Annotated in this window: 15 protein-coding genes; 7 read left to right on the forward strand and 8 right to left on the reverse strand. The window is 71.2% G+C overall.

Features of this window, described 5'->3' with window-relative positions; translation table 11 throughout:
* Positions 1–26: 26 nt before the first annotated feature.
* The 4 genes from GWK16_RS00500 to GWK16_RS00515 form a co-directional block, all read right to left on the reverse strand.
* Entirely contained in the window at positions 27–1,364 is a 1,338-nt protein-coding gene (locus GWK16_RS00500) for an ABC transporter substrate-binding protein (protein WP_170052026.1), read from the reverse strand.
* 94 nt (positions 1,365–1,458) lie between these two features.
* Positions 1,459–2,013 carry a cupin domain-containing protein gene (locus GWK16_RS00505; RefSeq protein WP_170052027.1) on the reverse strand — a complete coding sequence of 185 codons (555 nt, stop codon included), beginning with the start codon at positions 2,011–2,013 and terminating at the stop codon, positions 1,459–1,461.
* Positions 2,013–2,981 carry a S1C family serine protease gene (locus GWK16_RS00510; protein ID WP_170052028.1) on the reverse strand — a complete coding sequence of 323 codons (969 nt, stop codon included), beginning with the start codon at positions 2,979–2,981 and terminating at the stop codon, positions 2,013–2,015. Before GWK16_RS00510 ends, GWK16_RS00505 begins: the two co-directional genes overlap by 1 nt.
* Positions 2,982–3,087: 106 nt before the next feature.
* Entirely contained in the window at positions 3,088–4,677 is a 1,590-nt protein-coding gene (locus tag GWK16_RS00515; RefSeq protein WP_170052029.1) for an ABC transporter substrate-binding protein, read from the reverse strand.
* 129 nt (positions 4,678–4,806) lie between these two features.
* Between GWK16_RS00515 and GWK16_RS00520 the strand changes: the two genes are divergently transcribed.
* The 6 genes from GWK16_RS00520 (at position 4,807) to GWK16_RS00545 (ending at position 11,273) form a co-directional block, all read left to right on the forward strand.
* Positions 4,807–5,814 (forward strand): phosphotransferase family protein, encoded by a 1,008-nt coding sequence (locus GWK16_RS00520; RefSeq protein WP_170052030.1) that lies wholly within the window; start codon positions 4,807–4,809, stop codon positions 5,812–5,814.
* Complete coding sequence (gene eno, locus GWK16_RS00525) at positions 5,811–7,100, forward strand: phosphopyruvate hydratase (RefSeq protein ID WP_170052031.1); 1,290 nt, start codon at positions 5,811–5,813, stop codon at positions 7,098–7,100. Before GWK16_RS00520 ends, eno begins: the two co-directional genes overlap by 4 nt.
* Complete coding sequence (locus tag GWK16_RS00530) at positions 7,097–8,035, forward strand: 2-hydroxyacid dehydrogenase (RefSeq protein ID WP_170052032.1); 939 nt, start codon at positions 7,097–7,099, stop codon at positions 8,033–8,035. The genes eno and GWK16_RS00530 overlap by 4 nt, the downstream gene beginning before the upstream one ends.
* A 30-nt stretch (positions 8,036–8,065) precedes the next feature.
* The gene (locus tag GWK16_RS00535; protein ID WP_170052033.1) at positions 8,066–8,848 is read left to right on the forward strand and encodes an enoyl-CoA hydratase/isomerase family protein; all 783 of its coding nucleotides are present in this window, start codon (positions 8,066–8,068) and stop codon (positions 8,846–8,848) included.
* 101 nt (positions 8,849–8,949) lie between these two features.
* Positions 8,950–10,080: a hypothetical protein gene (locus GWK16_RS00540; RefSeq protein WP_170052034.1), complete on the forward strand. Its 1,131-nt coding sequence runs from the start codon at positions 8,950–8,952 to the stop codon at positions 10,078–10,080.
* A complete protein-coding gene (locus tag GWK16_RS00545; protein WP_170052035.1) occupies positions 10,077–11,273 on the forward strand; it encodes a hypothetical protein in 1,197 nt (398 codons plus the stop codon). The genes GWK16_RS00540 and GWK16_RS00545 overlap by 4 nt, the downstream gene beginning before the upstream one ends.
* Here GWK16_RS00545 and GWK16_RS00550 read toward each other — a convergent pair whose 3' ends face one another.
* Positions 11,274–13,694 (reverse strand): recombinase, encoded by a 2,421-nt coding sequence (locus tag GWK16_RS00550; RefSeq protein ID WP_248291069.1) that lies wholly within the window; start codon positions 13,692–13,694, stop codon positions 11,274–11,276.
* 180 nt (positions 13,695–13,874) lie between these two features.
* On the reverse strand, positions 13,875–15,122 hold the full coding sequence (locus GWK16_RS00555; protein ID WP_170052036.1) for an ABC transporter substrate-binding protein: 1,248 nt from the start codon (positions 15,120–15,122) through the stop codon (positions 13,875–13,877).
* 159 nt (positions 15,123–15,281) lie between these two features.
* Between GWK16_RS00555 and GWK16_RS00560 the strand changes: the two genes are divergently transcribed.
* Complete coding sequence (locus GWK16_RS00560; RefSeq protein WP_170052037.1) at positions 15,282–16,736, forward strand: N-acyl-D-amino-acid deacylase family protein; 1,455 nt, start codon at positions 15,282–15,284, stop codon at positions 16,734–16,736.
* A gap of 20 nt (positions 16,737–16,756) precedes the next feature.
* On the opposite strand, the gene GWK16_RS00565 is transcribed toward GWK16_RS00560, so the two are convergent.
* Entirely contained in the window at positions 16,757–18,697 is a 1,941-nt protein-coding gene (locus GWK16_RS00565; protein ID WP_170052038.1) for an AsmA family protein, read from the reverse strand.
* Between the two features lie 137 nt (positions 18,698–18,834).
* On the reverse strand, positions 18,835–19,302 hold the full coding sequence (locus tag GWK16_RS00570; protein WP_170052039.1) for a RidA family protein: 468 nt from the start codon (positions 19,300–19,302) through the stop codon (positions 18,835–18,837).
* Between the last annotated feature and the right edge of the window lie 61 nt (positions 19,303–19,363).

A 19,363-nucleotide genomic window follows, 5' to 3' on the forward strand; every position in this document is an offset into this window, starting at 1 on the left:
GACGGCGGCCTCCGTCCCGGCGGGTTTCAGCTCTCGCGCTCGCTCTGCTCGAGCACGGGGCGGAACTCGGCGGTCGCGCGGCGCAGCTCGGTCGCGACGTCGGCGCCGCTGATCGTGTTGGTCAGCGCGGTGCCGAGCACGTCGCGGAACTGCGTCACCGGCACGATCTCCGGCAGGCCCGCGCGGGCGATCCGGGCGCTCGCGGACAGCGTCTGGAAGAATTCACGCGGGAAGGTGCTTGAGGCGATCGCTTCCTCGTTGCTGAAGGGCGAGGAGCGGGCCGGCACGCCGGCGCCGGTGGTCAGGAAGCGCAGCTGGTTCTGCTTGTTGAGCGCCCACTGGATCCAGTACCAGGCCGGCCCCTTCTTGCGCGACGCTTCCGGAATGCCATAGCCCGCGCCGAACAGCGCGCAATGGTGGTTGGCGCCCGGTCCCTTCGGCACCAGCGCGTAGCCGACCTTGCCCGCGACGCGCGACCGCGCGCGATCCTCGAGCGGCGCGGCGAAGCCGATGCCGTCCACCCACATCGCCGCGCGACCCTGCATGAAGGTCGTCTGGCACTCGTTCCAGTTGAAGCCAATCGAACCTGGCGGCGAGACGTCGCGAAGGAACTTCTTGTACATCTCGCCGGCCCAGATCGCGTCCGGCGTGTCGGTGATGAGCTGCCGGTTGCCGTCGATCATGTCCCGCTGGTTGGTGCCGAGCAGGTAGGACGACCACAGCACCATGTTCGCGTTCTTGAGGCCGCGGCCGACATGCCCGGTGATCTGGCGACCAGGATCGGCCAGGCGCTTCGCCGCCTCGTACATCTCGTCCCAGGTCGTGGGGACCGGCACGTTCCGCGCCGCCAGCAGGTCCTTGTTGTAGTACAGCACGAAGTAGTCGGCGAAGGCCGGAAGGCTGTCCATCCGCCCGTCCGACTGCGTCGCGTACTGCACCATGCCCGCGCCGAAATCGGCGAAGTCGAAATCGGGCGAGGTGAGATTCGCATCCTGGATCAGCGGCCGGATATCGGTGTTCCAGCGTGCCTTGCCGACCTGCCGCTTGTTCACGTGCAGGCTGAGTTCCGCGACATCGAAGGACGGCCGGCCGGAGGCGTATTCGACGATGATCTTCTGGCGGTGCTGCTGTTCGGGAACGACCTCGATGCCGCAGCGGATGCCGGTCAGCTCCTCGAATTCCTGGTTGCCGCGCTGCAGCAGCTGCCCGCGGGGCGAAAGCTGGACCGTGACCTCGATCCGCTCGCCGCGGAATCGCTTCCAGTCGAAGGCGCTCTGCGCATTGGCCTGTTCGACGATCGCCGGCGCCGCGAGCAGGGCGGAGCCGGCTGCGAGCGCCTGGCGGCGGCTGATGCCACGGGTCATGTCGTTTCCTCCGGATCGGGGCGGCATTGCGCGGCCACCCCTTTGGTCCCGGGCGCGATCCTCGACGGAAGCGTCGCGCGCCGCAAGCCGGAGTTCAGGTGGCGATGCGGCGCAGCGGCTCGAGCACGGACGGATCGGTGATCGGCGCGGTGTCCCAGGGCGCCTCGGGCGGCGGATCCAGCGTCTCGAACACCGTGGCGAGTTCGATCGACCCCGTTTCCGTCGGCCGCGGATAGGGGGTCGGGTCGGGCAGGCCGGGGCCCTTCGGACGACCGATGGCGATGAAGAAATCCTCGAGCCCGGCCGGGATCAGCATCCACAGCATCCGGTAGGGCACGTCGCCGTCATTGATGAAGCCGTGCCGTGCGTGCGGCGGGGCAACCATGAAGGTGCCGGCGGTGATGCGCCGCACGGTCCCGTCCAGCCGCGCCAGGGCCTGACCCTGCACAATCCAGAAGATCTCGGTCTGCGCGGGGTGCGCATGCTCCCGGATCTTGCCGAGCGGCGGCAGTTCCTGGAGCCCGGCCGAGAAACCGGCGGGCGCGCCGGGAAGGCGCGGCGCCGTCAGCACCTCGATCCAACCGTTGGCCGGCTGGGGCTGCCAGTGCTGCTCGCCCTGCCCGGGCGGCACGACGAGGACGCGGCTCATCAGTGCATCCTGGGATGCTTGAGGAAACTCGTGCGGTCGCTGGATATCACGGCCACGTCGCGCGTCCCGCGGGACCGGCCGAGCTTCATCTTCACCGTCGCGCCGGCCTCGCCGCAGGCCCAGACGGCCCGCCAGAGCTCGGCGAGGTCGGTCACCGCGGCGCCGTCCACGGACAGGACACGATCCCCGGTGCGGACCCCCGAGTTCTCGGCCGGCCCTCCGGGCGCGAGCGAAGCGATCGCCACCCCCTCGTCATCCTCGGTGGCATAGAGCCCGAGCCAGGGCCGGGCGGGGCGGTTGACCCGGCCATAGGCAAGCAGGTCATCGAGGATCGGCGACAGCCGGTGCACCGGCACCACCATGTTGAGGTCGAGCCGCCGGCCCTCCTCCCCCTGTTGCAGGATCAGCGACCCGATGCCGAGCAGCTTGCCATCCGGTCCGATCAGCCCCGCCCCACCCCAGGACGGGTGCGCCGGCGCGGTGAACAGGGCGTCCTCGAGCAGATATTCCCAGTAGCCCGCGAAGGGCTGGCGCGCGACGAGCTTGCAGCCGACGGCGTTGCCGCGGCCACCCGCGGCCGCCAGCACCATCGGCGCCCCGATCCGTGCCGTCTCGCTGTCCCCGAACTCGAGGGGTGCGACGCCCAGCCGGCCCAGCGCCTGCACCAGGCCGAAGCCCGTCTCCTGGTCCACGGCGAGCGTATGACCCGGCACGGCGCGGCCATCGGCGGCGGTGATCCAGATCGTCTCGGCCTCGGTGACCAGGTAGCCGATCGTCAGGACGAGGCCGTCGCGGATGACCACGCCGCTGCCCTCGCGCTCGGTCCCCAGGACCCGGGCCGTGAAGGCATCCGCCGGCACCGTCGTGCGCAGCCCGACGATGGCGCCCAGGGCGGCGCCGAGGTCGAAGTCGTAATCGGTCGGGTCGGGCTGCAGATGCTCCGGGATGTCCCACTCGTCCTTGGCCATGCTGGTCCGTAGGCGCTCCGCGATAGAGGTCGGCTGCCCGCTTCTAGCACGGTCCGCCGGGGCGCGCATGGCGGGCCGGCCCCGGCGCGGCTGAACTCCCCGTCCCTCAGCCCTTCCGGACGTTCCAGAAAGTGGGAAACCCCTTCTGAACCCCAGTGACATTCCCGCGATAGGCAATGGGCTGCAGATACTGGCCCAGCGGGATCGAGGGCACGTCGACCATGCACTGGACCTGGATCTGGCGGCAGATCTCCTGCTGGGCGGCGAGGGTCGGCGCCTCGAACCAGGCCTCTCGCAGTTCCTCGAGCTTCGGGCTGACGCACCAGCCCGGCCAGCCCGCGCGGTCGTTGCCGTTCCCCCGGATGGCGTAGTGGTTGGACGGGTCCATGTGGTCCACGCCTTCCCAGCCGGTGTTGAAGCAGGACCAGCCGCCCTGGTCGACCGGGCCGCGATTGTTGCGCCGGGACAGCATGGTCCCCCAGTCGGTCGCGACATAGTCCACGTTCATCCCGATCCGGGTCATGACATCGGCCATGACTTCCCCGATCGCCTTGAACTGCGCGTAGTCGACGGCGGCGAGCAGCGCGACCTTCTCGTTCGCGTAGCCGGCCTGCTTCAGCATCTCCTTGACCTTGTTGAGGTCCCGGGCGCCCGTCAGGGGCTCGAGTCCGGCCTCGCTCGCCATCGGCGTGCCGGGACAGAAGACGCCATGCGGGACGTGGTACATCGCGGCGTCGTTGCCGACGATCGCCTGCATGAAGTCCGCCTGGCTGAAGGCATGCAGCATGGCGCGGCGGATCGCCGGATTGTTGAACGGCGGCTGCAGGTGATTCGGCCGCATCATGTCGACCGAACCGGTATGGTTGGTGACCTCGATCTTCACCTGGCGGTTGCGCCGCAGCAGGGGCAGCAGGTCGTGGGTGGGATTCTCCCACCAATCCTGCTCGCCCTGCGCGAGGGCGGCGACCTTCGTCGCGGCGTCGGGAATGGTGGTCCACTCGACCCGCTCGATGAAGACACGCTTGGGCCCGGCATTCCATTCCATCGGCCCGTCCTCGCGCGGGACGTAGCGGTCGAACTTCACGTAGACATTGCGCGACCCGGCCACGCGCTCGCCGGCGACGAAGCGGAAGGGGCCGCTGCCGACCATCTCGGTGACCTGCGTGAAGGGATCGGTGTTGGCCAGGCGCTCGGGCATCATCGCCGGCATCGGCGAGGTGACCTTCCCGAGCGCCGCAGGCAGCAGCGGGAACGGCCGCTTCAGCACGAAACGAATGGTGCGGTCGTCGGGCGCGCTGAGCTCGTCGGTGCGCTCCATCAGCGCGCCACCCAGGGCATCGCGCTTCGCCCAGCGCCGGATGGACGCGACGCAGTCGCGCGCCGTGACCCTCTCGCCGTCATGCCAATACAGGTTCGGCCGCAACGTCAGGTTCCACAGCTTGCCGTCATTCTCGACGGTGTGGCCCTGCACCATCTGCGGGTGCGGATTGAACGACGCGTCCGACCCGTAGAGCATGTCGAAGACCATGTGCCCATGGCCGCGCGTGACATAGGCGGTGGTGAAGTGCGGATCGAGGAAGGCGAGGTCGATCTGCGGAATGAACCGCAGGACATTCGCCCCCTGCGCGCCGGCGAGGCGCGGCGCGGCGATGCCCGCGGCAGTGAGGGCGAGGACGGAACGACGACTGACGGACATGCTGCCTCCGGTGTTCTTGTGGCCGGCTATTCTCCCAGTCCCGAGACGCTAGCAGCCGCGTCCGACCTGCACAGCCCGGAAATTGCCCTCTCTGGTCATGTCGCCGGACTGCGCTAGGCTCGCATCAAGATGAAAGACATCCCGGGAGAAATGCAGGAGGGCCTGCGCGCCATGGGGCTGCTTGCCTCAGGGGCGGCGGCGCATGGCGTGCCGTTGTCCGGCGGCGTGTCCTCGGACATCTGGCACGTCGTGTTGCCCGATGGCCGCGATGTCTGCGTCAAGCGCGCGCTCGCGAAGCTGAAGGTGGCCGCGGATTGGCGCGCGCCGGTCGTGCGCAACCGCTACGAGGCCCGGTGGCTCTCGCGGGCGCGGGAAGCCGCACCCACCGCCGTGCCGGAACTGCTCGGCCAGAACGAGGCCACCGGCACGCTCGCCATGCAATGGCTGCCGCCGGAGGATTATCCGGTCTGGAAGACGCGCCTGCGCGACGGGGACACCGATGCAGGCTTCGCCGCGGAGGTCGGGCGGCGCCTGGCGCGCATCCAGTCGCGCATGGCCGAACGCCCCGAACTCGCCGCCGATTTCCCCACCGACAGCCTGTTCTACGCCATCCGGCTCGAGCCCTACCTCGTCGCCACGGCGGCGGCGCATCCGGACCTCGCGTTCCAGCTGAAGGCGCTCGCTGCGCGGACGGCAGCGACCAAGCGCACGCTGGTCCATGGCGATGTCAGTCCGAAGAACATTCTCGTCGGACCCGAAGGACCGGTCTTCCTGGATGCGGAATGCGCGTGGTGGGGCGACCCGGCCTTCGACCTCGCCTTCTGCCTCAACCACCTGCTGCTGAAATGCTTGTGGAACCCAGGCGCTGCCCAGGGCTTCCTTGCCTGCTTCGACGCGCTTGCGACGGCGTATCTGGTGGGGGTCGGCTGGGAAGCGCCGGCCGTGGTGGAATCGCGCGCCGCGAGCCTGCTGCCCGGCCTGTTCCTCGCGCGCGTGGACGGCAAGAGCCCGGTGGAGTACCTGACCGAGGAGAAGGACAAGGACCGCGTGCGCCGCGTGGCGCGCGCGCTGCTGCTGGCGCCGCCGGACCGGCTGAGGACGGTGCGCCAGGCCTGGGAGGACGAGATCGCTTCATGAGTTCGACGATCATCGCGGGCGTGCGCGGCCGCCGCGTCTGGGACAGCCGCGGCCGACCGACGGTCGAGGCCGAGTTGCGTCTGGCCGGCGGCGCGCGCGGCCTCGCCATCGCGCCCGCGGGCGCCAGCACCGGCAGCGGCGAGGCGCTCGACCGCCGCGACGGCGGCACCGCCTTCGGCGGCTATGACGTGAAGGGCGCGGTCGCCGCGGTGAACGAGGTGATCGCGCCCGCGATCCTCGGCATGGATGCGGCCGACCAGGCGGGGCTGGACGCGAAGCTCATCGCGCTCGACGGCACGCCGAACAAGTCGCGGCTCGGGGCCAACGCGACGCTGTCGGTTTCCATGGCCGCAGCACACGCCGCGGCGCATGCGAACGGGATGCTGCTGTGGAAGCATCTCGGCGGCGACCAGGCGACGCTGCTGCCGCTGCCGCAGATCCAGATCCTCGGCGGCGGCGCCCATGCCGGGCGGCGCGTCGACATCCAGGACTTCCTGGTGATCTGCCCCGCGGCGACGAATTTCGCCGAGGCGCTGGACTGGACGGCCGAGGTCTACCGCGCCGCCGGCGCCATCATGAAGGACCGCGGCAAGCTGCAGGGCGTCGCCGACGAAGGCGGCTGGTGGCCGGCCTTCGACGCCAACGAACAGGCGCTCGAAACCCTCGTGGCGGCGATCGAGCGCGCCGGCTTCAAGCCGGGCGAACAGGTCGCGATCGCACTCGACATTGCCTCGACTGATTTCGGCAAGGGCGGGAAGTACCGCCTCGGGCTCGAAGGCCGCGAGCTCGACACCGACGGCATGATCCGGATGCTGCTCGACTGGCTCAAGGCCTATCCGATCGCCTCCATCGAGGATCCGCTGGCCGAAGACGACTGGGATGGCTTCGCCGCCTTCACCAAGGAAGTCGGCGACCGCGTGCAGGTGGTGGGCGACGACTTCCTCGTCACCGACGCCGCGCGCGTGCGGGCAGCGGCGAAGGTCGGCGCGGCCAACACCGTGCTGATCAAGCCCAACCAGCGCGGCACGCTGACCGAGACCAAGGCGGCCTGGGAAGCGGCGAAGGAGGTCGGCTATGCCGGCATCGTCTCCGCCCGGTCCGGCGAAACGGAGGACGTCACCATCGTCCACCTCGCCCTCGGCTGGGGCGTCGGGCAGTTGAAGGTCGGGTCCTTCGCGCGCTCCGAACGCATGGCGAAGTGGAACGAGGCGCTGCGCATCGAGGAAGGCCTCGGCGCGCGGGCGCGCTTCGCCGGCGGGTCGGTGCTCGGCCGTTCGCGGCGATGAAGGTCCTGCTGCATTACCGTGCCGGGCCCGGGCTCGCGGAGCGGCTGTCGCACCTGCCCGGCCTCGATCTCACGGTGGTGTCGGACACCGACGACGCCGCCTTCGCCCGCGCCCTGCCCGAGGCCGAGGCGATCTGGCACGTGCTGCGCCCGCTCTCGGCCGCCGACATCGCCGCAGCGCCCCGGCTGCGCCTGATCCAGAAGATCGGCGTCGGCGTGAACACCATCGACGTCGAGGCGGCGAAGGCACGCGGCATCGCGGTGTGCAACCTGCCCGGCACCAATTCCCGGGCGGTGGCGGAACTGACGCTGCTGCTGATGCTTGCCGCGCTGCGACGCGTCGCGCATTTCGATGCCGCGACGCGCGCCGGCCAGGGCTGGTCGCAGCCGCCGGAACTGCAGGACAGCCTGTTCGAACTGGGCGGGCGGACCGTGGGCCTCGTCGGCTATGGCGCCATCCCTGCCCTGCTCGCCCCGGTGCTCGCGGCGTTGGGCTGCCGGCTGCTCTACACCGCGCGCACGCCGAAGGAGGATGCAGAGGGCTCCTACCGCACCCTCGCCGGCCTGCTGTCGGAAGCCGACATTGTCTCCCTGCACATCCCCGAGACACCGGAAACCCGCGGCCTGATCGACGCCGGCGCGATCGCGCGGATGAAGAAGGGCGCGGTGCTGGTGAACACAGCGCGCGGCGGCCTGGTCGACCAGGTGGCGCTGACCGAGGCGCTGCGATCGGGCCACCTCGCCGCCGCCGGTCTCGACGTCTTCGCCCAGGAACCGGCCGATCCGCGCGATCCGCTGTTCAGCCTGCCCAACGTCGTCGTCACCCCGCACATCGCCTGGCTGACCACGGGCACCTTCGACCGGTCCTTCGCCATCGCGGCGGAGAATGTCCGGCGCCTCGCGGCCAGAGAGCCGCTGCTGCACCGGGTCGCCTGAGCGACCCAAACCTTTCCAAAGGGGCGCGCCATGCCGCACGACTTGATCAAGACGTCCCGCGAGGGCGTCGTCGCCACCGTCCTCATCGACCGCGCGGACAAGCGCAACTGCCTCGACCTGCCGATGTGGATCGCGCTGGGGGAGGCGTTCGACGCGCTCTCGGCCGACGAATCGCTGCGTGCGGTGATCGTGCGCGGCGCCGGCACCGAAGCCTTCTGCGCCGGGGCCGACATCTCGGCCTTCTCGCGGGAACGCGGCACGCCGGAACGCGAGGCGGTTTACGGCAGCGAGTTGCACAACGCCTTCCACGCCATCCGCACCTGCATCCACCCCACCATCGCCGCCTGTTCCGGCTGGACCATGGGCGGCGGCTGCGGCATCGCGACCATGTGCGACTTCCGCATCGGGTCGGAGGCCACGCGGATCGGCATCCCCGCGCGCAACCTCGGCATCTACTACGCCTTCGAGGAGATCGACCCGATCCTGCAGATCTGCGGCTATGCCGTGACCGCCGAGATCCTGATCGAGGGCCGCGTCTTCAAGGGCGAGGAAGCCTTCGGGAAGGGCCTGCTGTCGCGCCTGGTGCCCGACGGCACGGTGCATGCGGAAGCGACCGCCCTGGCCGAGCGCATCGCGCAGGGCTCGCCGCTCTCGGCGCGCTTCCACAAATACGCAATGCAGAAGCTGCGCGGCGCACAGCCGATCAGCGCGGCCGACCGAGAGCGCGAGGGCTCCTTCGCCTATACCGAGGACTTCCGCAACGCGGCCGAGGCCTTCCTCGCCAAGCGCAAGCCGGTGTTCCAGGGGCGGTAGCGACGACGGCCCACCAGGGCCGAGGCCGCGAAGCCCAGGCCGGCGAATGCCGGCCGCCACTCACCGCTCCTTTACCTCCGGCGCGCCAGGATGCGCGCCGGATGACCGCGATCCGCCACGACCTGCTCGAGCGCTTCGGCACGGCGGCCTACCAGCCGGCGACCTTCCTCGACCGCGGCGTGACGGTGCCCTTCACCACGCCCTTCCTGCTCGGCGCGCGCATCCGCCCGACCGAGACGCGATCGGGGCTCGAACTCGTCATCTCGAACCCCGCCGGTGGGCGCGGCTTCTACATCGTCCCCTGGGCCGCGATGCCCGAGGTCTGCTCGCCCACGCTGCATGACCGGCGCCTGTGGCAGCGGCTGTCGGACCAGACGGCGGTGACACCCTCCCTGGTGCGGGAGACGGCGCGCGCCGTCGCGGCCGAGGGCTTGGCCGGCCGTGCCGCCGCAGCCGCCGTCGCCGAGGCGCGCGGCGCCGAATCCGCCGCCCGGATGCGCGCGAACTTCCTGCTGCTGCTCGACCTGATCCGCCGCACCGAGACGCGGGAGGAAGCCGCCATTCCCCCGCAATCCGACACGCCCCAGAACATCGAGACACGCGCCCGCCGCGCCGTGGCGCGCTTCGCCCCGCGCATCGGCGTCAGCGCCGAAATCGTCGCCGCCTGGCTCGAGGCGCTGGCCGCCGCCTTCTGCGGCGTCGGCGTGCCGGGCGACCGCACCGTCTCGCGCACCCGCGCCCTGGTCGCCGGCCTGCGCCGCATGGTCGAGGAGATCGAGCTCTGGATCGCCCAGAGCCCCGATCCGGGCGAACAGCACGCGGCCGTGCTCGTCACCGACGCGGCGAAGCTGACGCTGCATTGCGCGGACGCCGCCTTCCGCGACCTCGACGGGCTGCTGTCGGACACCCCGACGCTGCTGCGCGCCTGGCGGGAGGACGCCGCACCGCTCGGCCGGCGCGCCACGCGGCCGGATTGGCTGCTCGATGGCTGGCAGGTGATCTGCGAGTTGTGGCGCGACGCCGAGCCCGACAGCCGTGCCGGCGCGCTGTGGGAAATGGCCCTCCTCGCCCCCGTCATGCCGCGGGAGGTCGAGGACTGGCTCGGCGTCACCGAGGATTGGGATCGCCCGACCCGATTGCGCCGCCTGGTCCGCGCCAATGAGGACTGGCGAAGCGGCCGCATGATCGAGATCGTCGCGCGCAACGAGCGCCTGAGGGCGCGCGCCGAATGACCGCGGCGAACGCCGCCGAGCAGCGTCGGCTGACGCACGCCGTCGCCGCGGCCTCGGACGAGGCGCTGGCCCGTGTCGTCGCGGTCTTCGACCGCATGACGGACCGGCGGGAGGCCGACCGGCTGCTCGACGCCGCGCGGCCGCGCCTGCGCCGGCTGCGGCCGCCACGGCCGATCTCCTTCGCGCGGCTGCTCTTCCTGCCGCTCGACGGCGCCATCGTCGATCCGCGCGCCTGGAACCGGAAGGAGGGCACGCTGCCGCGCAGCGCCCTGCTGCCGATCGGGACCGCGGTGCAGGCGGCGCTGGGCGCCGAGGCCGCCGCCATCGAGGAAGCCTTCGCCGGCGCGACCTTCGCCGATGCCGCCGCCATCGAGCGCGCCGGACGGCGGCTGTGGCGCACCGCCGCGGCGGCGACCGTGGCGATGCCGCCGCAATGGGAGGCGAGCGGCCTCGGCCCGGCCGATTTCCGCCATTGCGCCGCGCTGGCGGCCGGCGTCTGGCGCCATGCCGATGCGCTCTGGGCCGCGCTCGCCCTCGCCGCCGAGGGCCCGCCCGAGCCGATGGTCCGCGACGCCATCGCCGCCGCCGCCGGTGAGGAACCGATGGTCATCGAAGCGATGATCGCCACCATCCTGCTCAAGGCCGCGCGGCCCGGCACCGTCGCGGCCGCCGCCGCGGCCTCTCCTGCCGCGCCGCCGGGCAGCGCGGAACGCGTGCTCGACCGCTGGCTCGAGGGCTGCACGCCCGACCTGCCGGCGGGCGATGCCGCCGGCGCCGCCCGCCTCGCGGAAGCCTTCGCCGAGGCCATCGAGGACCTCGATGCCTCCCCGATGGTGCGTCGCCCCGAACGCCGCCAGCGCGTCGCCGCGCTGCGCCGCCAGGTGGACGAGGCCTGCCGCGCCGCCTTCGTCGACGCGACGACGCAGGGCCTGATCGAGCCCATGGCCCGCAACGCCGGGCGCATCGACGACGGCGCGATGATGCAGATCGAGCGCACGGCGCGATCGATCCGCCGGCTGGAACAGGCCGGGCGCGCCCTGGGCGGCGCGACCGCCTACGACGCCGCGCTGCGCCGCGTGACCGATGCCTTCGGCGCGCTGCGCGCCGCGCCGGGCGCGAACCCGGCGGACCTCGCCAGGCTCACCGAGATCCTGGCAGGTCCCGAGGCGGCGCTGCGCCTGCTCGACGGCTGATCAGATCGGGCAGACGCCGCCGGCGCAGGCCAGATGCGCCATGTCCAGCGCCTCATGCAGCGCGGGGTCGCGGATGGCGGCGACGATGGCCTGGAACTCGGCTTCATCGACCTCCTCCTCGGGCAGGTATTCGTACCCGAGCGCTGCATCGGGCGCGGAGGGCAGCACGGCGCAGCAGCGCACCTGCGGCTGGTGCGTCAGCAGGATGTCGCGGAAGGCCTCGAGGTCGTGCCGGTCGGTATAGACCTTGAGCGTGTAGGAGATCTGGTTGCCCCGCTCGGCGCCGATCCAGTGGCGCTCCATCAGGGACAGCCAGCGATACTGCTCCTCCGGGCTCGCCTCCGGCGCGGTCTTGAGCCGGTCGCCGAGGCCGAGCCGCTGGATCAGCGGCAGCGTCGGGAAGCCGACGATGCTCATGCCGGGGAAGGATCGCAGCGTGCGCACCGGATAGCCGCGCGCCTCGTAGTCCGCGAGCAGCGGATCGGAATCCGGCAGCCAGTTCCCGGACTCGCCCTTGGTGCCCTTGAACTGCACCCAGCGCAGGTATTGGCGGCGGGCCGGCAGATGCGCGCCCTCGGTCAGGCCGAAAAGTTTGGACGTCGTGCCCGCGGGCTTCACCGTCGTGACGGTGAAGGGCCGCACGCGGCCGAGTTCCTCGGCATAGGCGTCGGCTTCCTCCTTCGCGGCCTCCGAGAAGCGCGCCAGGGCTTCCCAGAACGGCGCGGACTTCGCCTCGTCGAGCAGGTCGTCGAAGCCGAGGCCGAAGCGGGCCCAGGCCCATTCGTGCAGCCCGGTCGGCCCGATGCCCATGCGGTTGGTCCGCCGCACTTCCTCGGCATAGAGCGCGTCCATGGAATTCGCCCGCATCAGGAAGCGCACGCCGAGGCGCACGGCGTCCTCCACGCGGTCGTCCCAGTCCGCGGCCATGGCGTCGGGCATCACACCGGGCAGCACTGTCGCCGGATCGACCGGGCAAGCCAGCAACGGCGCGAAATCGGCGATGACGCAATAGCCGCCCGTGACGTGCAGGACGATCTCGCCGCAGGGGTTGGTGGTGCAGGGGAAATGCGCCTCGGCCGCGCGCGCCGCGAGATCCGCCAGCAGCGCCGAGGCATGGTCCACCTGGTAGCGCGCCGAGCGCACGTCGCGGCCGTCATGGTGCACGGGCTTCTCCCGCGCGCGGCCGGTGCGGTGGTCCTCCAGCATGTCGCCGTTGATGAAGCCGGGCTCGCCGTTGACGAAGGCGCAGCGGGTGACGTCCTCGAAGACCTCCAGCGCGCGCTTGTCCTCGGCGCGCGCGGACCCGGCGCGGGCCGCCTGCACGCCGCGCCAGAAGGCGGCATCGACCATGACGGAATTGTTCGCCGTCCAGAGCCCGCCTTCCGACTTGGCACGGATGAAGCGGATGATGCCCGGGTCGCGCCAGTTCTTGGTCGCCATGCGCGCGGCGCGGCGGGCGCCTCCGACCTGCACCTCGACCGAGAGATGGTGGTCCACCAGCATCGCCTGTTCCCAGGGTTCGGCGAGGCGCCCGTCGCGCGCCGGGGCGATGACATCCCGGCGGATCGCCATGAAGGCGCGCATCAGCGACAGAGGCCCTGAGGCCGGCCGCCCCTGCATGCCGCCGATCGGCGCGCCGCGCGGGCGGATGGCGGAGAAGTCCAGCACCAGCGTGCGGCCGCGCGCGCCTTCGAAGGCGAGGCTTTCCAGCCGCTCGATCGCCTTGGCCCAGCCTTCGCGGCTGTCCTCGATGGCGTGCACGATCGCGCCGGCCGGCGCATCGGCAGTCGAAGCGAGCCATTCCTCCGCGATGAAGCGGCGTACGGCGGCCTCGTGGAACGCCGCTTCGCCGGTGCCCCAGGGCAGCAGGCCGAACTCCGTGCCGAAGCGGTGCAGCGACGCACGGTCATGGGGGAAGTCGGCATGGTCGGGCGAGAGGTGCAGCAGCACGTCCGGCGCCTGCGCCCAGTCGACCGCCACCAGCGCGTCGTCATAGGCGCGCCCGACGCCCGATCCGTTCAGCAGCAGGTAGAACTTGGCGAAGGAGGCGATCGCCGTCGCGCAATTGGTGAAGACCTCCATGTTGCGGCTGGCCTGCTGCGCGTCGCCATGCTGCAGGTGGCGACCGGAGGTGATCAGCGCGCCGGTCGCGATGGCGTTGCGCAGGCGGGCGCGTTCCGCGACCTCCCGCGCGCCCAGCGGACGGCCGAGCAACGACATGTTCCCTTCCGCGACACGGTCGGCGACGCGGCCGAAGCATTCGGCATCGTAAGGGCGGAAGACGGTGCGGCGTGCGACGGCCAGGCCCATGCCGGCATCGAGCGGGCGCGGCGTCAGCGGTGCTTCCCCGAAGGCGCCCCCGGGCAGCGGCCGCACGATCCCGTTCGGTGCCAGACGGGCACCGGCCTGCATTCCATCCATCGCGACATTCCCCTTCCGACCGCGCCGCCCCTCCGCGTCGCGCCGACAAGGCATCTGGTATCAGGAATGCCACTTCGCCGCCACTAGATGTTGTGTATCCCAGGCCCAGCAACCGCTAGGGGTGGTTGTCGTGCGGGAATCGCGGGGGTAGGCCGGGTTCGCGCCTGCCCCGCGTGGAACTCAGCCTCGGACCAGGGGGCAGCCGCCTTCGGAGAGCGGACGGAAGGCCTCCTCGGCCGGCACGGTGGCGCGGAGCTTGTAGAAGTCCCACAGGCCGCGGCTCTCCTCGGGCTTCTTCACCTCGAAGAGGTAGGCGGGGTGGATCTTGCGCCCGTCCTCGCGCACGCGGCCCGGGCCGAAGGCGTCGTCGTCGGTCGGCATGCGCTTCATGACGTTGACGACGTCGATGCCGCTCGCCTTGGCCCGCGCGGCGCCGACCTCCATCACCGCCTTCAGGTAGTGGACGCAGCAGGAATAGGTCCCCGCGTGCTCCTGGCTCGGCATGTTGTCGGGCGTGCGGCGCTGGATGCGCTGCGCGAGGCCGCGCGTGCGATCGTTGAGGTCGTGGTAGTAGACCTCGCTGAGCAGCATGCCCTGCGCGGCCTCGAGCCCGATGCCGCGGATGTCCTGCACGAACATGATCATGCCGGCGAGCTGCTGGCCGCGCCGCGTCAGCCCGAATTCGTGCGCCTGCTTGACGCAGTTCACCATGTCGGCCGCCGCCATGCCGAGGCCCACGACCTTCGCCCGGCTCGCCTGCGCCTGCAGCAGGAAGGAGGAGAAGTCCGACGTCCCGGGGAAGGGATAGCGGGCGCTGCCCAGCACCCGCCCGCCGGCCTTCTGGACGAACTGCCCGGTGTCGCGTTCCAGCTGGTGGCCGAAGGCGTAGTCGGCGGTGATGAAGTACCAGGAATCGCCGCCCGCCCGGACCGAGGCGCCGCCGACCACGTTGGCGAACATCCAGGTGTCGTAGGTCCACTGGATGGTGTGCGTGCTGCACTGCGCGCCGGTCAGCGCGGAGCTCGCCGCGCCGGAGGTGAGCTGGATCTTGTCCTTCTCCTTCACCAGGTTCGCGACGGCGAGCGCGACGGCGGAATTGTTCGTCTCGCAGATCATGTCCACGCCGTCCTGGTCGACCCAGCGGCGGGCGAGCGCGAGCGCGACATCGGGACGGTTCTGGTGATCGCCCTGGATCACCTCCACGCGCACGCCGCGCTGCGCGACGCCGAGGTCCTCGACCGCCTGCTGCGCCGCCGCAAGGCTGGTCGGCCCGGAGGTCGACCGGTAGGGCCCCGAGAAGTCGGCCAGCACGCCGATGCGGATCACCTGGTCCCGCGCCTGAGCCCAGACACGGCCGGTCGGCGCGATCGCGGCTGCACCGGCAGCGGCGCCCCCTGCCAGGATCTGGCGGCGGTTGAATGCGGTCATGAACGTTCCTCTGCTCGCGCCGGGGCTTGCTGCCCCTTGCTTCTGCGGGCCGCATGCTGGCCGGGCGCGGGGCGCCGATGCAAGGGGGCGGGGTTCCGCCGCGCGCCCGCCCGGTCCATGATCGGCGGATCCACTCTTCCTGTTCGGGACCGAGCGACCATGGCGCTGCGCTGCGACCTCATCATCCGCGATGCGACGATCTTCGACGGCACGGGGGCGCCGCGGCAGCGCGGCGACGTCGGTGTCACCGGCGACCGCATCGTCGCGGTCGGCGACCTCGGCGGCTACAGCGCCGACCGCGAGGTGATCGCGAAGGGCAAGGCGCTGGCCCCCGGTTTCATCGACGCCCACACGCATGACGACCGCGCGGTGATGTGCGGCGCCGAATGCATGACCTGCAAGATCAGCCAGGGCGTCACGACCGTCGTCGTCGGCAACTGCGGCGTCTCGCTCGCCCCGGCCCGCTTCGCCTCCCGCCCGCCGGCGCCGCTCGACCTGATCGGGGAGGATGGCTGGTGGCGCTTCGACAGCTTCGGCGACTACGCCCATGAACTGAAGAAGCGCGGGTCGGAGGTGAACACCTACGCCCTGGTCGGCCACCAGACGATGCGCGTCGACGTGATGAACGGCGACGTCATGCGCCCGGCCAAGGATTCCGAGATCGAGACCATGCGCCTCAAGGTGCGCAACTCGCTCGCCGAAGGCGCCTCGGGCTTCTCCACCGGCCTCTACTACCCGCTGAACATGCATGCGCCGACCGAGGAGGTGATCGCGGTCGCCGAGCCGCTGCGCGCCTATGGCGGCATCTACGTCACCCACATGCGCGACGAGGCCGACCGCGTCTGCGCCTCGATCGAGGAGACGGCGAAGATCGGCAAGCGGGTCGGCGTGCCGGTCTGGATCAGCCATCACAAATGCTCGATGCCCGAGAATTACGGCCGCTCGACGCAGACGCTGGCGCTGATCGACGCCTTCGCCGAGACCCAGGACGTCTTCTTCGACATGTATCCCTACCCGGCGGGGTCCACCGTGCTGATGCCGGACCGGCTGCGCGACGATGTGAAGGTGATGATCACCTGGTCGGTCCCGCACCCCGAGATGGCGGGCAAGTACCTCTCGGACATCGCGCGCGGCTGGAACACCGACATCCGGATGGCGGCCCAGCGCCTGCTCCCGGCCGGCCAGGTGACCTGGCAGATGGACGAGGAGGACGTGCGGCGGATCATGGCGCATCCGTCCTCGGTCATCGGCTCGGACGGCATCCCGCACGATGCGCATCCGCATCCGCGCCTGTGGGGCACCTTCCCGCGCGTCCTCGGGCTGTATGCACGGGAGCTCCGGCTGTTCAGCCTTGAGACCGCCATCCACAAGATGACGGGTCGCACCGCTTCCCTGTTCGGCATGATCGACCGCGGCGTGATCCGCGAAGGCGCCTATGCGGACCTGGTCCTGTTCGACGCCGATACCGTGATCGACAAGGCGACCTTCGAGGTGCCGAAGCAGGAGAGCGCGGGCATCGAGGAAGTCTGGGCGAATGGCGTGCCCACCTTCGTCGCGGGCAAGGGCGCGACCGGCGAAAAGCCTGGCCGGCTCGTCACGCGCAACCGGGTCTGAGCGGCCTCCGCCGGGCCCCGCTACCGGGACCCGGCGCCGCGCCGCCCGCCCTGGGCCCGGCGCAGCGTGTCGTTGCAACGCGTATCGTCGCCGATCCCGAGTTCGATCGTCGGCAGGATCGCGAGCGGGACCGAGGCGAAGCCCAGCGCCGCCGCGATCCCGCCCCGGATGCCGAGTTCCACGATCTCGGGCGTGATCACCGGATCCTTCAAGGTGCCCGTCACCAGGAGGTCCGTCGGCAGCGCCGCGATCGTCAGGCGCTTCGGCTGGCTGCGGACCCGCATGTCCAGCCGTTCCTGATCGAGCCGGATCGAACCCTCGCCGCTCAGCAACGCATCGGCTGTCTCGAGCAGCAGCACGCGTGAGCGCAGGACGCCGCGCTCCAGCCGGAAGTCGCTGACGAAGCACTCGATGCGCGTGCGCGACGGGAGGCCGAAGGCCGAGAAGATCGCGTTGCCGAGCCGCAGCCCGGACAGATCCACGAGGACCGCCGAGAGGCTGCCGCCGGAGGTCACGAGCAGCAGCGACCCGTCGCCCCGGGCCAGCAGTTCGGCGGTCGACCGGCCCGTCGCATTGATCTGCGCGCGGCCCGTCAGGCTGCCTCCGCCCTCGGACCCGATGAACTGCATGATCCGCGAGATGTCGACGCGGCGGAAATCCACCTGCCCTTCCAGGTGCAGCGCCGCCCCGTCCCGCGGGGTCAGCACGATGTTGCCCACCACCTCGCCGCGGCCGACGCCGAAGGCGACCGGACGCAGCGTGATCGTCCCGTCGATGAGCTCGAGTTCCGCCCGGAGATTGTCCACCGGCGCGGAGCCCCCGATGACCTGCTGGGCGCGATAGGTGAGATGGACATTCGCCATCTCCAGCTTCGGGATGTTGACCGGTGCATCCGGCAACACGCGGGAGGCCTGCTGCGTCTGCCGCGTCGGCGTACCGCGCCCCGGCCGCCCACCAATGAAGCCGGTCAGGTCCGCAAGATCGACACGGCGTGACCGCAGTTCGGCCGTCACATCCGGCCGCTGGCCGCGCGGGTCGATGGTGATCGTGCCGCCGAGGTCGCTGTTCCCGACCCGGCCCGCGATATCGGTGAACCGCACGCGCGCCTCGGCGTAGCTCAGCTTGCCGCGCACCTGGTATCGCGGGGTGCGGGGGATCGGCACGCCTGTCAGCGGCGTGAGCAAGGCCATGTCCGGCCCGGCCAGTTCCAAGGTCAGGTCCGCGCCGGCCAGCGCCAGCGCATCCCGCAGCGTTCCGGTCAGGCGGGCACGGGTCGGCCCGTTCGTCAGGGAGAGGTCGACCGGCCAAGGCACGGTCGCTTCGCCCAAGGCCAGAAGGGCGCCACCCGTCAACGACGCCGTCAGGGGCTGCGCCGCATAGGTGCCGCGCGCCTCCGCGACGATGGTCGGCACGCCGGACTCGTCGTCGCGCGTCTCGAAGCCGATGTCGAAGGCGGCGCGCAGATGTTCGATCGCGACACGCGCCCGGCCGCCCTGCACCCGCAACGCCCCGATGCGCAGCCGCGAGGGCGGCGCCGGTTCCACCGCCGCGGCCTCCCCGGGCGGCGTCGGCAGGGCGAAGGTGTAGTTGTTGTCGCCTTCGCCCCGCGACAGCGCCGTGACGGCCGGGGCTTCCACCGTGACCGACGGCAGGATCAGGGCGCCGGTCCGCCACGTCTCGGCAACGTCCACCTCGACGATCGCGCGCGCCGCCTGCGCGAAGGGCGGATCGGCGGGCCATCCTTCGGGGTTGGCGATCCGGACCTCCGTGAAGGTGATGCGCGTCCGGCCGAAGGACGGCTCGATCGACATGCCGCCCAGCGTGACGGTTCGCCCGACGGCCGCGGACAGGCGCGCCTCGGCCATCGGGCGGGCGGTCATCCACAGCACGCCGGCAGCGCCCGCGGTCAGCAGGACCACGGCCGCGACCATGCCGATCGTCCATCGGGCAAAGCTGCGCAACGTCCGAACCTCACCGGCGCCCTGCCGAATCAGGGGTCGCCGACCTGTTAACGTTCAGGCACGGACGATCGGCGCAGACACGAAGCCGTGACCGGCGCCACCCAGGCGACGCCGGCGCGGCCCCGTTCCATGCGCGGCTAGTCGATGATGCGGAAGATCGCCTCGATCTCCACCGGAATGCGGCCGGGCAGCGACATCATGCCCACCGCCGAACGGGCATGCCGGCCATGCTCGCCCAGCACCGCGACGAACAGGTCGGAACAGCCGTTGATCACCTTCGGATGATCCTCGAAGTCGATGTCGCTGTTCACCATGCCGAGCACCTTCACCGCCTTCAGCCGCGCAAGGCCCCCCGCCCCCGCAGCCGCGGTCGCCAGCAGGCCCAGCCCGATCATGCGCGCGTAGCCATAGGCCTCCTCGACGCTCATCTCGGAGGGCACCTTGCCGCGCACCTTCACGCCGTCGGGCCGCCGCGGCCCCTGGCCCGAGGTGTAGACGAAGCCGCCTTCCACCCGGTACGGCACGTAGGTCCCGATCGGCTGCGGCACCGGCGGCAGGGTCAGTCCCAGCGCGGCCAGCCGCTGCTCGGGCGTTTCAGTCGACATCGCATCCTCCTCATTCGACCATCCCATGCGACACGCGCATGGGCGGTCCGGCAAGGCCGCA

The sequence above is a fragment of the Neoroseomonas marina genome (genome assembly GCF_012927745.1).
Taxonomy (GTDB): Bacteria; Pseudomonadota; Alphaproteobacteria; order Acetobacterales; family Acetobacteraceae; genus Neoroseomonas; species Neoroseomonas marina.